The organism is Mesorhizobium sp. M1A.F.Ca.IN.022.07.1.1 (genome assembly GCF_003997575.1).
Classification (GTDB): domain Bacteria; phylum Pseudomonadota; class Alphaproteobacteria; order Rhizobiales; family Rhizobiaceae; genus Mesorhizobium.
Map to the genome: position 1 here is coordinate 1 of NZ_RZST01000148.1, position 13223 is coordinate 13223.

Genomic DNA, 13223 nt, shown 5'->3' on the forward strand with positions numbered 1-13223 from the left:
CTGGAGAGGACGCACCCGGGCGGCCTGATCACGCCGCCGAAAGGGGCGATCGCCCACCACCTCATCCGCGCCTGGGTCGACAGCGAATAGGAGCCGAGAAATGATCCGTCATACCGTCGTGTTCACGCTGAAGCATCCGCCGCATTCGCTGGAGGCGAAGCGGTTCCTCCACGATGCCAAGAAGATCCTGACGGCGATCAAGGGTGTGACGCATTTCGAGCAGCTGCGCCAAGTGAGCCCGAAGAACGACTATCAGTTCGGCTTCTCGATGGAGTTCGCCGACCAGGCTGCCTACACCAGATACAACGAGCATCCCGACCACGTCGCGTTCGTGCGCGACCGCTGGCTGCCTGAGGTCGAGAAATTTCTCGAAATCGACTATGTCCCGCTCGGCTTTGGCTGAGATTGGATCGAGCGCCGGCGTCTAAGATTGACGCGGAACTCCATGAGGTCGTCATCCCAGGGCGGAGCGACGCGAAGCGGAGCGCAGACCCTGGGGATCCATGCCGTTACCTCAGTCGAGGGGCGCAGCGGAGCAGAATCTGGACCGTCCTAACGCGTTGAAGTCCGGGCATGGATCCTCGGGTCTGCGCCGCGTCGCTTCGCTCCTTGCTTCGCCCGTGGATGACGAAGCATCAAGGCCTTTGCCAATCTCGAAGGTCCTAGGAACCACCTAATCGGCGACCTTCCACTGCTCGCGCGACGCGCTTGCCGGATAGACGCCGAGAATGCGCATTTCGCGCGAGAAGAAGCGCAATTCGTCGAGCGCCAGCTTGACCAGCGGATCATCGGGGTGGCCCTCGATGTCGGCATAAAACAGCGTCGCTGTGAAAGCGCCGAGCTGGTAGCTCTCGAGCTTGGTCATGTTGATGCCGTTGGTGGCGAAGCCGCCCATGGCCTTGTAGAGCGCGGCCGGCACGTTGCGGACGCGGAAGATGAAGGTGGTCATCATCTTGGCTTCCAGCGAGGGGCGCTCGGCCCATTGCTTGTTCTTGGTCAGCACGACGAAGCGGGTGACGTTCGAGTCGGTGTCCTCGACATTCTTCTCGATGATGTCGAGGCCGTAGAGCTCGGCGGCAAGCGCAGGCGCAAGTGCCGCCATCGTGCGGTCCTTGACCTCGGAGACCATCTTGGCCGATCCCGCCGTGTCGCCGGCGACAACCGGTTTCCAGCCATTCTTGCGGATGTATTTGCGGCATTGGCCAAGGGCATGGATATGGCTGTGCACGCTTCTGATCTCTTCGCGTTTCACGTCCGGCAGCACCATCAGCTGGAAATGGATGGGCAGGAAATACTCGCCGACGATGTGCAGGCGCGATTCCGGCAAAAGATGATGGATGTCGGCGACGCGCCCGGCAATCGTGTTCTCGATCGGGATCATGGCGAGCTCGGCCTTGCCGGTCTCGACCGCGTTGAAGGCGTCTTCGAAGGTGGGACAGGGCAACGGCTCCATCGAGGGGAACATGTTGCGGCAAGCGGTATCGGAATTGGCGCCCGGCTCGCCCTGGAAGGATATTCTGTTGGTCTTTTCAGGCATGCGCCAAGGTCTCGCTTACGGATGTCTCAGTTTGAAAGAATTTGCCTGGCGCGCTCGAGATCGTCGGGCGTGTCGACGCCGAGCGGCAGCGACCGGACGATCTCGGCATCGATGCGCATGCCGGCTTCCAGCGCCCGCAGCTGCTCCAGCCGCTCACGGCGTTCGAGCGGCGACGGCTTCAGCGCCACGAAGCGTTCCAGCGCTGTCCGGCGGTAGGCATAGAGGCCGATGTGGTGATAGAGCGGGCCCTCCCCCCACGGCGCCGTGGCGCGCGTGAAATAGAGCGCCTTCAGCCTTGTCGCCGAGAGCGGCGAGCCGACGATCTTGACCACGTTCGGATTGGTCCTTTCCTCGTCGCGCACAATCTCGACGCCGAGCGTGGCTATGTCGACCGACGGGTCGGCGAAGGGCCGCAGCGATGCGCCGATGATCTCAGGATCGATGGTCGGCAGGTCGCCCTGGACGTTGACGATGGTTTCGATCTTTTTCTCGGGGTCCAGCAGGGTGAGGGCCTCGAAGATGCGGTCGGATCCCGATTCGTGGTCCGCGCGCGTCATCACCGCCTCGAAACCGTGATCCCTTACCGCCGAGGCGACCGCTTCGGTGTCGGTCGCCACCACCACACGGCCGAGCCCGGCCTCGGCGCCGCGGCGGGCGACATGGACGATCATCGGCGCGCCGGCGATGTCGGCCAGCGGCTTGCCCGGCAGGCGCGTCGAGGCCATGCGGGCGGGGATCAGGATCAATGTCGACATGGGACTTTTAGGACAGCCGGGGAAGCGGATGGAAAAGTGGCAAAACGTCTCACTGGAAGCGCCCTTATAGGTGTTGCAACGACGAAGCAAAAGACCTAGTTTCCGCGCGATTTAACGGGCCCGTTGGGGCCTTCGCTATACCGACGGACGGAGTGGACGGGACGGTCCGCCGGAAAAGGGAGCAAGGGGCGTATGGATTCCAACGAAGTCAACAAGCTGCTCGCCGGATTCCTCGGAACCTGTTTCGTCGTCTTTTCCGTGGGTATCGTTTCCGACGGGCTGTTTGCCTCCCCCGCGCCCGAGAAGCCGGGCTTCGCCATCGAGGCGGCCGAGCCGACCGAAGGCGGCGGCGCTGCCGCGCCCGCGGCTGAAGCCAAGCCGATCGCGGACCTGCTCGCAACCGCCAATGCCGAGACGGGCGCCGCTATTTTCAAGAAGTGCCAGGCCTGCCATTCCGGCGAAAAGGGCGGCCCCAACAAGGTCGGTCCGGACCTCTGGGACATCATCGATCGCCCCGTCGCCGAGCATGAGGGCTTCGCCTATTCGGCCGGCATGAAGGATTTCTCCAAGGGCGGCGCCGAGAAGTGGACCTACGACAACCTCAACCACTTCATCAACGCGCCGAAGAAGTTCGTGAAGGGCACGGCGATGGGCTTTGCCGGCCTGCCGAAGGATGAGGACCGCGCCAACGTGATCGCCTATCTGCGCACGCTGTCGGACAATCCGAAGCCGCTGCCGCAGCCGGGCGCTTCGGCGGAAGCCAAGCCCGCCGAAGGCGCCGCCGCGGCGAAGCCGGCCGCAGGTACGGCACCCGCCAAGCCGGCCGAAGGTGCGGCTCCGGCAAAGCCGGCCGAAGGTGCCGCCCCGGCCAAGCCGGTCGCGCCCGCGCAATAAACATTTCGTCATAAAGACACCTTGGAAAAGCCGGGTTCGTCCCGGCTTTTTTGTTAGGAAAGCCGCATATGCTGAAACAAAAGCCGGCGCTTGCGGTTTTCACCGGCTTCAAATGATCTAGATTGCCGGTGGATACTGTTGCGACGAGGAGAACGCATGACGGTCGGCCGCTCCCGCACGTTTTTCGCATCGATGCTGGCGATCGCCTTCGCCGCCAGCCTGCAGGCCAGCCTCGCTGATGAGTGGCACACCACGTCCTCGCTGACCGGCCCGTCCAAATACGGCGAAAATTTCCAACGCTACGACTATGTCAATCCGGACGCTCCCAAGGGTGGCGCCCACGACTCCGTCGTTGTCGGCACTTTCGACAGCTTCAATCCCTATATCGTGCCGGGGTCGCCGGCCGCGGGGCTCGCCGGGTTCGGCGGCGGCCTGCTCTACGACACGCTGATGGACCAGGCGACCGACGAGGGCAGCGTCAGCCACCCGCTGGTTGCCGAGGCCTATAAATACCCGCCCGACTATTCCTCTGCGACCTACCGGCTCGACCGACGAGCGAAATGGCATGACGGCCAGCCGATCACCGTCGACGATGTGGTCTGGTCGTTCCAGGTGCTGAAGGCCAACGCCCCCCAATACAACCGCTATTTCGAGAACGTTACCGACGCGGTCGCGATTTCCGACCGCGAGGTCGAGTTTCATTTCAACCAGAAGGGCAACCGCGAGCTGCCCAAGATTATCGGCGATCTGGTCGTCCTGCCGAAGCACTGGTGGGAGGGCACCGATGCCAGCGGCAAGAAGCGCGACATCACCAGGCCGACTCTCGAGCCGCCGCTGGGATCCGCCGCCTACAAGATCGCCAGCTTCAAGCCGGGTTCCGAGATCGTCTGGCAGCGCGTGCCTGATTACTGGGGCGCCAAGCTGCCGGTGAAGATCGGCCGGGAGAACTTCGACACCCAGCGCTTCACCTACATACTGGACGAGAATGCTGCGTGGCAGGCCTTTACCAAGGGCGGGCTAGACGACATCAAGGCCGAAAACAGCTCGCGGCGCTGGGCGACAGCTTACAACTTTCCGGCGGTGAACGCCGGCGACGTGATCAAAAAGGAATTCAAGACCACTTCGCCGGAGCCGATGCAGGCCTTCATGCTGAACCAGCGCCGGGCGCTGTTCCAGGATCGCCGGGTCCGCGAGGCGCTGACCTATCCCTATGACTTCGAGACGATGAACCGAACGCTGTTCTTCAATTCCAACACGCGCACCCAAAGCTATTTCCAAGGTACGGAACTCGCGTCGAGCGGTCTGCCGCAAGGCAAGGAACTCGAAATCCTCGAGAAGTATCGCGACAAGCTGCCGCCTGAACTGTTCACCCAGGAATTCAAGCTGCCGGTCTACGACTCACCGCAAGCGGAGCGGAAATATCTGAAGCAGGCTGTCGACCTCTTCGCCCAGGCCGGCTGGGAGATCAAGGGCGGCAAGATGGTCAACGCCAAGACCGGCGCGCAGTTCAAATTCGAGATCCTCGGCACGTCCGACACGGATCAGATCCTCTCCGGCAACTATATCGCCAATCTGCGCAAGATCGGCGTCGATGCGACGCTGCGCATCATCGACCCAAGCCAGTACGTCAACCGCGTCAACAATTTCGACTACGATGTCATCACCAACGTGCTGCAGCAGTCGGATTCGCCCGGCAACGAACAGCGCGATTTCTGGAGTTCGAAGTCCGCCGATTCACCCGGATCGCGCAATTACTCCGGCATCAAGGATCCGGTCGTCGACGCGCTGGTGGACCGCGTCATCTTCGCCACCGACCGCGACGATCTCGTCGCCGCCACTCATGCGCTCGATCGCGTGCTGTTGTGGAACTACTATACCGTGCCGCAATACTACCGCGCGGTGGTCTGGCTTGCCTATTGGAACAAGTTCGGCATGCCCGAAAAGCAGCCCTCCTACCGTGGCGCCGATATCGACTCCTGGTGGATCGATACGGCGAAGGAAAAGGCATTGACCGCCAAATACAGGGGTAACTGATGAGGCGGCAGACATTGCTTCCTCGTCGTGACTTCCTGGCGCTCGGCGCGGCGGCGACTGCCGCAGTGCTGCTGCCGGGTCGGGCTTTCGCTCAGACCCCGACCGGTGTCAAATTGCATGGGCTGTCGGCGTTCGGCGATTTGAAATACGAGCCTGACTTCGCGCATTTCGATTATGTCAATGTCGATGCGCCGCAAGGCGGCACCTTCAATTTCCAGCCTTTCAACTGGGTCGCGAACCAGACCCCGCTGACCTTCAGCACCCTGAATTCATTCGTCCCCAAGGGCGATGCGCCGCAGCGCACGGAAATGTGCTTCGATGCGCTGATGGTGCGGGCGCTTGACGAGCCCGACGCCGTCTATGGGCTGATCGCCGACGGGGTCACGATTTCCGACGACCGCAACGGCTTCACCTTCTCGCTGCGCCCGCAGGCCCGTTTCCACGACGGCACGCCGCTGACGGCCGAGGATGCCGCCTTCACCTTCAAGCTGCTGAAGGACAAGGGGCACCCAGACTATTCGCTGTCGCTGACGCATCTGGAGGACGCCGTAGCGGTGGACGCCCACACGCTTGAACTCAAATTCTCAGGCAAGCAGGCCTCCCGCACGATTCTCAACGTCGTCCAGATGCCGATCCTGTCGAAAGCCTTCTATACGGCCAATCCGTTCGATTCCTCGCAGATGAATCCTCCGTTGGGTTCAAGCGCCTACAAGATCGGCCGCTGGTCGGCCGGGGCCTGGATCGAATATGAGCGGGTGGCCGACTATTGGGGCAACGATCTTCCGGTCAATCGCGGCCAGAACAATTTCCAGCGCATTCGCATCGAATCCTACCAGAACCGCAACGCCGCGTTCGAAGCGTTCAAGAAGGGCGAGATCCTCTACAGGGAAGAATCCGTTTCGCGTGTCTGGGCCACGGGTTACGATTTTCCGGCTGTCACGGCCGGCAAGGTGGTGAAGCACGAATTCCCGGCGGAAAAGGTGCCTTCCATGCAGGCCACCGCCGTCAATCAAAGGCGGGAACAGTTCCGGGACTCCCGCGTTCGGCAGGCGATCGCACTCTGCTTCGACTTCGAATGGACCCGACGCAATTTCTTCTACGGCTCATATGAGCGCTCGCAGTCTTGCTTCGAGAAATCGGATTTTCGCGCCGAAGGCGTGCCGTCGCCGCAGGAACTGACTTTGCTGGAGCCGCTGCGGGATCAGATTCCGCCCGAGACTTTCGGCGAAGCCGTGACCCAGGCTGTATCGAACGGCTCAGGCCGCGACCGCCAATTGCTGGGCAAGGCGGCGAAGCTTCTCGCCGAGGCCGGCTGGAAGCGATCCGGCGCGTTTGTCGTGAACGACAAGGGCGGACGGCTATCAGCCGAAATCCTCGTCGACGACGACGCGTTCGTGCAGATTTACTCGCCCTGGGTCGACAATATGAAGGCTGTCGGCATCGATGCCTCAATCCGGCTGGTCGATGCCGCGCAGTATCAATTGCGACAGAACACATTCGACTACGACATGATCTCCGCCGCCTTCTCCTTTAGCGCAACCCCGACCCGTGATGACCTCGAGACCTTCTTCCATTCGCGAAGCGCGTCGGTCTCAGGCTCTCGGAACCTGCCGGGCATAGCGAGTCCGGCTATAGACGCGCTGATCGACGCCGTCGGCGCGGCCAAGGACCGTGAGAGCCTCACCGTCGCCATGCGGGCGCTCGATCGGGCCTTGCGCGCTCGGCGCGATTGGATTCCAAGTTGGTATCTGGCGAATCACCGAAGCGCCTATTGGGACATGTTCGGCTTTCCCGAGCAGAAGCCCGATTTCGGCTTTCCGGTCGAAGCGCTGTGGTGGGTCGACAAGGGCAAGGCGGCGAAAATTGGCAAAGGGTGAATTTCTTGCGGGCGTCGGTGCCGCCCCTCACCTGCCTGCCGGCATCCTCTCCCCGTATAGTGACGGGGAGCGGGAAGCCTTCATCTATGGTTTCGCCAATCACAAGCGCCGTGGCGAACGTGCCGAGATCGCGGCCAGCCCCTTTCTCCCCGTCACTTTACGGGGAGAAATGTCCGGCAGGACGATGAGCGGCGGCGCCGACGCCGACAATTGGTCTGAAGCGATTGCCTCGGGGACGCCTCCAGATACAGTGGTCTTCTCCAAGGAGGGCAACATCTGATGGGCGCCTATATCCTGCGCCGCATCCTTCTGATGATCCCGACGCTGTTCGGCATCATGGCGATCTCCTTCGCCGTCATCCAGTTCGCGCCGGGCGGCCCGGTCGAGCAGGTCATCGCCAAGCTCACCAACCAGGGCGGCACCGATCGCCTGGGCGGCGGCAGTGGCGACGCGGGCACCACCAATTTCGACGTCGCCGGCGATGTCGGCTCGAAGTACCGCGGCGCGCAAGGGTTGGATCCCGAATTCATCAAGAAGCTCGAAAAGCAGTTCGGCTTCGACAAGCCGCCGCTCGAGCGCTTCGGCATGATGCTGTGGAACTATGCCCGCTTCGACTTCGGCGACAGCTATTTCCGCGACATCTCGGTGCTCGACCTGATCCTGGAAAAGATGCCGGTGTCGATCTCGATCGGGCTGTGGATCACGTTATTGTCCTACCTGATCTCGATCCCGCTCGGCATCCGCAAGGCGGTGCAGGACGGCTCGACCTTCGATGTCTGGACGAGCGGCGTGGTGATCGTCGGCTATGCCATCCCCGGCTTCCTGTTCGGCATCCTTTTGATGGTGCTGTTTGCCGGCGGCTCGTTCTGGGATTGGTTCCCGCTGCGCGGCATCGTTTCCGACAATTGGGACCAGCTGTCCTGGCCGGACAAGATCATCGACTATTTCTGGCACATGACGCTGCCGCTGACCGCACTTGTGCTGTCGGCCTTCGCCACGACGACGCTTTTGACCAAGAACTCGTTCCTCGAGGAGATCCGCAAGCAATATGTGGTGACGGCGCGCGCCAAGGGTCTGTCGGAGCGCAAGGTGCTTTATGGCCATGTCTTCCGCAACGCCATGCTGATCGTCATCGCAGGCTTCCCGGGCGCCTTCATCTCGGCCTTCTTCACCGGCTCGCTGCTGATCGAGAACATCTTCTCGCTCGACGGGCTCGGCCTGCTCGGCTTCAAGTCGGTGATCGACCGCGACTATCCGGTGGTCTTCGCCAATCTCTACATCTTCTCGCTGCTCGGCCTGTTCGTCGCCCTGCTCTCGGACCTGATCTACACCTGGGTCGATCCGCGCATCGATTTCGAGCGGAGAGACGTCTGATGACGGCAGCTTCGGCAGAAGCCAAGCCGGCCCGCGCCGCCCGGCCGTGGTTGTCGCCGCTCAATCAGCGGCGGCTGCAAAACTTCAAGGCGAACCGGCGCGGCTACTGGTCGCTGTGGATCTTCCTGTTGCTGTTCGTGCTGTCGCTGTTTTCCGAATTGATCGCCAACGACAAGCCCATCATCGCCTCCTACAAGGGCGAGATCCTGTTTCCGGTTCTGGTCGCCTACCCGGAAGAGAAATTCGGCGGCTTTTATGCCGTCACGGACTATCGCGATCCGGTGATTCAGGACGAGATCAATGCCAATGGCTGGATGATCTGGCCGCCGGTCCGCTACTCCTATCAAACGGTCAACAACGCCATCCCAGAAGCCGCACCCGCCAAGCCGTCCTGGCTTTACGACAAGAAGACGCGCTGCAGCCAGTATCCGCAGGGCGAAGCCGATCCGAACTGCGTCGTCGGCAACTGGAATTGGCTGGGCACCGACGACCAGGCGCGCGACGTGCTGGCACGCGTGCTTTACGGCTTCCGCATCTCGGTGCTGTTCGGGCTGATCCTGACGCTCGGCTCCTCGCTGATCGGCGTCGCGGCCGGCGCGGTGCAAGGCTATTTCGGCGGCTGGACGGACCTTCTGTTTCAACGCTTCATCGAGATCTGGTCGGCGATCCCGGTGCTTTATCTGCTGCTCATCGTCTCTGCGATCCTGCCGCCCGGCTTCTTCATCCTGCTCGGCCTGATGCTGCTGTTCTCCTGGGTGGCGCTGGTCGGCGTGGTGCGGGCCGAGTTTCTGCGCGCGCGCAACTTCGAATATGTCAACGCGGCGCGCGCGCTTGGCGTGCCCAACCTCACCATCATGTTCCGTCATCTCCTGCCCAACGCCATGGTGGCGACGCTGACCTTCCTGCCCTTCCTGCTCTCAGGCTCGATCTCGACGCTGACCTCGCTCGACTATCTCGGCTTCGGCCTGCCGCCGGGTTCGGCCTCGCTCGGCGAATTGCTGAAGCAGGCGCAGCGCAATCTCAACGCGCCCTGGCTCGGCATCTCCGGCTTCATCGTGATTTCGCTGATGCTGTCGCTGCTGGTCTTCATCGGCGAGGCGACGCGCGATGCCTTCGATCCGCGCAAGACGTTCAAATGAGCGAGCCTCTGCTTTCCGTCCGCGATTTGAGTGTCGCCTTCGCGCAAGGCGGCACGCAGTCGATTGCCGTCGACCACGTCTCCTTCGAGATCGGCAAGGGCGAGACGGTGGCGCTGGTCGGCGAATCCGGATCCGGCAAATCGGTCTCCGCGCTCTCGGTGCTGAAGCTGTTGCCCTATCCGTCGGCCAGCCACCCCTCGGGAAAGATCCTGTTCCACGGCGCCGACCTGCTCCACGCCAACGAAAGGACGCTGCGCGGCGTGCGCGGCAACAAGATCACCATGATCTTCCAGGAGCCGATGACCTCGCTCAATCCGCTGCACACGATCGAGCAGCAGATCGTCGAGGTGCTGAAGCTGCATCAGGGGCTGGGCGATCGCCAGGCCCACGCTCGCACGTTGGAGCTGCTCACCGAGGTCGGCATACGCGACCCGCAGAAGCGGCTCGATGCCTATCCGCACCAGCTCTCCGGCGGCCAGCGCCAGCGCGTCATGATCGCCATGGCCTTGGCCAACGAGCCGGAACTCTTGATCGCCGACGAGCCGACGACGGCGCTCGACGTGACCGTGCAGGCGCAGATCCTCGAACTGCTCGCCGGCCTGAAAAGCCGCAAGCGCATGTCGATGCTATTCATCACCCATGACCTCGGCATCGTCAGAAAGATCGCCGACCGCGTCTGCGTCATGACGAAGGGCAAAATAGTCGAGACCGGGCCGACCAAGGAGATCTTCGCCAACCCGCAACACGCCTATACCAAGCACCTCTTGGCCGCCGAGCCGAAGGGCAAACCGCCGGCGGCGAATGCCGATGCCACGGCGGTGATGACCGGCAAGGACATCAAGGTCTGGTTCCCGATCAAGCGGGGCTTCTTCCGCCGCACCGTCGACCATGTGAAGGCGGTGGACGGCATCGACGTTACAGTGCGCGCCGGCCAGACGCTCGGAGTCGTCGGTGAATCCGGCTCCGGCAAGACGACGCTAGGCCTGGCGCTCGCGCGGATGATCTCGTCCACGGGCGCGATCAACTTCAACGGGCGCGACATCAACCAGCTTTCCTTCAGCGCCATGCGGCCGCTGCGGCGCGAGCTGCAGATCGTCTTCCAGGACCCGTTCGGATCCTTGAGCCCGCGCATGTCGGTCGCGGAGATCATTGAGGAAGGGCTGAAGATCCACGCGCCGAAACTCTCGCCCGATGAGCGCGACGACAAGGTCGTCGAGGTGTTGAAGGAAGTCGGTCTCGACCCGGAGACGCGTCACCGCTATCCGCATGAATTCTCGGGCGGCCAGCGCCAGCGTGTCGCCATCGCACGCGCCATGGTGCTCAACCCGCGCTTCGTCATGCTCGACGAGCCGACTTCGGCGCTCGACATGAGCGTGCAGGCGCAAGTGGTCGATCTCTTGCGCAACCTGCAGGCCAGGCACAATCTCGCCTATCTCTTCATCAGCCACGACCTGAAGGTCATCCGCGCCCTTGCCAATGACGTGATCGTCATGCGCAATGGTCAGATCGTCGAAGCCGGGCCGTCCGAACAGATTTTCGACCGCCCGCAAACCGACTATACGAGGGCGCTGATCTCGGCCGCGTTCCGGATCGAAACGGCACCGACCGGGGTCGTCAGCGAGTAGGCTGGAAATACAGGAAAGACACTGCGCGAATGGAAAAAGGCAAAGTTCTGCTTGCCCTCACCGGCTTTCACCCGCAGCGCTGGCGCGAACTGCTCGCGGCCGAGCGCGAGGTGGTGCTGGAGCCCGATGGTCCGAGCGATCCCTCGATCGCTTATGCAGTGGTGTGGAAGCAGAAACCGAATCTGTTGTCGTCGCTGCCCAATTTGCGCGCCATCTTCTCGATCGGCGCAGGCGTCGACCATATCTTCGCCGACCCCGGCCTGCCCGAGGTGCCGATCGTCCGGGTCGTTGCCGACAATCTCACGCAATACATGACCGAGTATGTCGTCTGGCGCGTGCTCGACCACCATCGCCAGGGCATGCTCTACCGAGCGCAACAGCAGAAGAAGACCTGGCACGAGCCGCCGCAACGCCCGGCCGGCGACATCTCCGTCGGCATCATGGGTCTCGGCAACCTTGGCCGCGCCGCGGCATCGGTGCTTTTGGCGCTAGGCTTCGCCGTGAACGGCTGGTCGCGCACCGAGCACCCGATGCAGGGCGTGTCGACCTATTCCGGCGAAGGCGGGCTGATCCCCTTCCTCAACGCCACCGACATCCTGGTGGTGCTGTTGCCGCTGACGCCGCGCACGCAAGGCATCGTCAATTACGCCGTTCTGAAGGAATTGCGCAAACGCAACGGCCTCGGCGGCTCGGTGCTGATCAACGCCGGGCGCGGGCGGCTGCAGAAGGATGCCGACATCCTGCGCGCGCTGGACGACGGCACGCTGAAGGAAGCGAGCCTCGACGTGTTCGAGGTCGAGCCGCTGCCGAAGACTAGCCCGTTGTGGAGCCATCCGAAAGTGTTCGTGACGCCGCATGCGGCGGCGACCTCGGACCCGGCCCATCTGGTGCCGATCATGCTTCGGCAGATGGCCGCCTTCGAGCGCGGCGAAAAGCTCGAAAACGTCGTCGATCGCGAAGCGGGTTACTGAGCAGACGCCGGCTTCGAGCCCGGCAGCGCGAACTTGTCCTTCTTCTTTGGCTTGCCGCAATCGCGCCGTTCGATCGAGCGGTTCATTGCGTCGATCTCGCCGCTCGCCTTGTCGCTGTCGCGCTGCGCCCTGGAGCGCATGTCCGGCGTGAACGGGCCAAAACCCATCGCCGGATTGGAGAAAGCCGGTTTTGCGGTGACCGGCAGATTGTATTGCTGCGCCAGCGCGTTGCGATTGGCTAGCAGCTGTTCGCAGGGCACGCTGTCATATTGCAGCGAGGATTGGACGTTTTCGTCCTGGCGCTCCGCCATCGAAGTGCCGCCAACGCAGCCGGCCGTCATCAGGCAAGATGCCAACACAGCCATGGTCCAGCGCATGGTAATTCTCCGTGCCGTATCGCCACGCCCTAAGCCGACACGCGATTCGGGCTTTTTCGCGAGCAGCCGTCGCCCTCATTCCGCCGGCCTGCGACGGGCTATCACCGCAAGGGCTCCTACTGGCTCGCCGCGGTCATGCCGGATGGTCATGCTTTCCAGCGACAGGATCGCAAACCCGCTGTCGGCGAGAACGTGCCGCACATAAGTCTCGGAATGCGCGTAGCGCCGCGAGGGCAGCAATGCAAAGTCATCGCCACCGGCAAGTGTCTCGACCGAGAACACACAGAGCCCTTCATCGACCAGACTGTCGGCAATTGCTCCAACAATGCGTTCGAGCGCCCCGACATAGATGAACACGTCGGCGGCGACCACGAGGTCGGCTTTCGCGTCGGGTCGAGAAAAATGCTGGAGATCGGACTTGGAAAGCCGGTCGTAGATGCCTTTGGCGCGCGCCTTCCGCAACATGCTGCTCGAAATGTCATAGCCTTCCAGCCGGTCGACGATCGGGCGCAGCCTTTCGCCCATCAGGCCGGTGCCGCAGCCGAGGTCGAGCGCCAGCCGGAACCGGCTCGGGCTCGCCGCGCGAATGGCGCGCTCGAGAAACTCGGGCATCCGATAGCGGAGTTTCCCGACCAGCGAT

13 protein-coding genes are annotated in these 13223 nt (G+C 62.6%); 9 read left to right on the forward strand and 4 right to left on the reverse strand.

Translation table 11 applies throughout. The features are described from left to right. Positions 1–100: 100 nt before the first annotated feature. A complete protein-coding gene (locus tag EOA75_RS17540) occupies positions 101–403 on the forward strand; it encodes a Dabb family protein (RefSeq protein ID WP_095777526.1) in 303 nt (100 codons plus the stop codon). 270 nt (positions 404–673) lie between these two features. Here the strand turns inward: EOA75_RS17540 and EOA75_RS17545 are convergent, their stop codons facing one another. Next, positions 674–1537, reverse strand: a complete 864-nt coding sequence (locus tag EOA75_RS17545; RefSeq protein WP_127324750.1) for a prephenate dehydratase — start codon at positions 1535–1537, stop codon at positions 674–676. Positions 1538–1563: 26 nt separating this feature from the next. Continuing rightward, a complete protein-coding gene (locus tag EOA75_RS17550) occupies positions 1564–2292 on the reverse strand; it encodes a 3-deoxy-manno-octulosonate cytidylyltransferase (RefSeq protein WP_127324751.1) in 729 nt (242 codons plus the stop codon). 192 nt (positions 2293–2484) lie between these two features. Between EOA75_RS17550 and EOA75_RS17555 the strand changes: the two genes are divergently transcribed. From EOA75_RS17555 to EOA75_RS17590, 8 genes are all read left to right on the forward strand, one after another. Further along, positions 2485–3186: a cytochrome c family protein gene (locus EOA75_RS17555; protein WP_127215525.1), complete on the forward strand. Its 702-nt coding sequence runs from the start codon at positions 2485–2487 to the stop codon at positions 3184–3186. A gap of 156 nt (positions 3187–3342) precedes the next feature. Next, positions 3343–5220, forward strand: a complete 1878-nt coding sequence (locus EOA75_RS17560) for an extracellular solute-binding protein (RefSeq protein WP_127324752.1) — start codon at positions 3343–3345, stop codon at positions 5218–5220. Next, positions 5220–7097, forward strand: coding sequence for an extracellular solute-binding protein (locus EOA75_RS17565; RefSeq protein ID WP_127324753.1), 1878 nt, complete (start codon positions 5220–5222; stop codon positions 7095–7097). The genes EOA75_RS17560 and EOA75_RS17565 overlap by 1 nt, the downstream gene beginning before the upstream one ends. Next, positions 7084–7377: a hypothetical protein gene (locus EOA75_RS17570; RefSeq protein WP_245466659.1), complete on the forward strand. Its 294-nt coding sequence runs from the start codon at positions 7084–7086 to the stop codon at positions 7375–7377. Before EOA75_RS17565 ends, EOA75_RS17570 begins: the two co-directional genes overlap by 14 nt. Then, entirely contained in the window at positions 7377–8471 is a 1095-nt protein-coding gene (locus tag EOA75_RS17575) for a microcin C ABC transporter permease YejB (protein WP_095799302.1), read from the forward strand. The genes EOA75_RS17570 and EOA75_RS17575 overlap by 1 nt, the downstream gene beginning before the upstream one ends. Further along, the gene (locus EOA75_RS17580; protein ID WP_127247608.1) at positions 8471–9610 is read left to right on the forward strand and encodes an ABC transporter permease; all 1140 of its coding nucleotides are present in this window, start codon (positions 8471–8473) and stop codon (positions 9608–9610) included. The genes EOA75_RS17575 and EOA75_RS17580 overlap by 1 nt, the downstream gene beginning before the upstream one ends. Continuing rightward, complete coding sequence (locus tag EOA75_RS17585) at positions 9607–11235, forward strand: ABC transporter ATP-binding protein (RefSeq protein ID WP_067324466.1); 1629 nt, start codon at positions 9607–9609, stop codon at positions 11233–11235. Before EOA75_RS17580 ends, EOA75_RS17585 begins: the two co-directional genes overlap by 4 nt. A 29-nt stretch (positions 11236–11264) precedes the next feature. Further along, positions 11265–12206 carry a glyoxylate/hydroxypyruvate reductase A gene (locus tag EOA75_RS17590; protein WP_067324464.1) on the forward strand — a complete coding sequence of 314 codons (942 nt, stop codon included), beginning with the start codon at positions 11265–11267 and terminating at the stop codon, positions 12204–12206. Here the strand turns inward: EOA75_RS17590 and EOA75_RS17595 are convergent. Beyond that, a complete protein-coding gene (locus EOA75_RS17595) occupies positions 12200–12583 on the reverse strand; it encodes a hypothetical protein (RefSeq protein WP_127215783.1) in 384 nt (127 codons plus the stop codon). The genes EOA75_RS17590 and EOA75_RS17595 overlap by 7 nt on opposite strands. A 75-nt stretch (positions 12584–12658) precedes the next feature. Beyond that, on the reverse strand, positions 12659–13223 hold a 565-nt coding region (locus EOA75_RS17600; RefSeq protein WP_127324754.1), incomplete at its 5' end, for a methyltransferase domain-containing protein.

Bases quoted from the DNA above. Each gene is read 5' to 3' on its own strand.
- EOA75_RS17540 (WP_095777526.1), top strand. From the start codon at position 101: ATGATCCGTCATACCGTCGTGTTCACGCTGAAGCATCCGCCGCATTCG.
- EOA75_RS17545 (WP_127324750.1), bottom strand. From the start codon at position 1,537: ATGCCTGAAAAGACCAACAGAATATCCTTCCAGGGCGAGCCGGGCGCC.
- EOA75_RS17550 (WP_127324751.1), bottom strand. From the start codon at position 2,292: ATGTCGACATTGATCCTGATCCCCGCCCGCATGGCCTCGACGCGCCTG.
- EOA75_RS17555 (WP_127215525.1), top strand. From the start codon at position 2,485: ATGGATTCCAACGAAGTCAACAAGCTGCTCGCCGGATTCCTCGGAACC.
- EOA75_RS17560 (WP_127324752.1), top strand. From the start codon at position 3,343: ATGACGGTCGGCCGCTCCCGCACGTTTTTCGCATCGATGCTGGCGATC.
- EOA75_RS17565 (WP_127324753.1), top strand. From the start codon at position 5,220: ATGAGGCGGCAGACATTGCTTCCTCGTCGTGACTTCCTGGCGCTCGGC.
- EOA75_RS17575 (WP_095799302.1), top strand. From the start codon at position 7,377: ATGGGCGCCTATATCCTGCGCCGCATCCTTCTGATGATCCCGACGCTG.
- EOA75_RS17580 (WP_127247608.1), top strand. From the start codon at position 8,471: ATGACGGCAGCTTCGGCAGAAGCCAAGCCGGCCCGCGCCGCCCGGCCG.
- EOA75_RS17585 (WP_067324466.1), top strand. From the start codon at position 9,607: ATGAGCGAGCCTCTGCTTTCCGTCCGCGATTTGAGTGTCGCCTTCGCG.
- EOA75_RS17590 (WP_067324464.1), top strand. From the start codon at position 11,265: ATGGAAAAAGGCAAAGTTCTGCTTGCCCTCACCGGCTTTCACCCGCAG.
- EOA75_RS17595 (WP_127215783.1), bottom strand. From the start codon at position 12,583: ATGCGCTGGACCATGGCTGTGTTGGCATCTTGCCTGATGACGGCCGGC.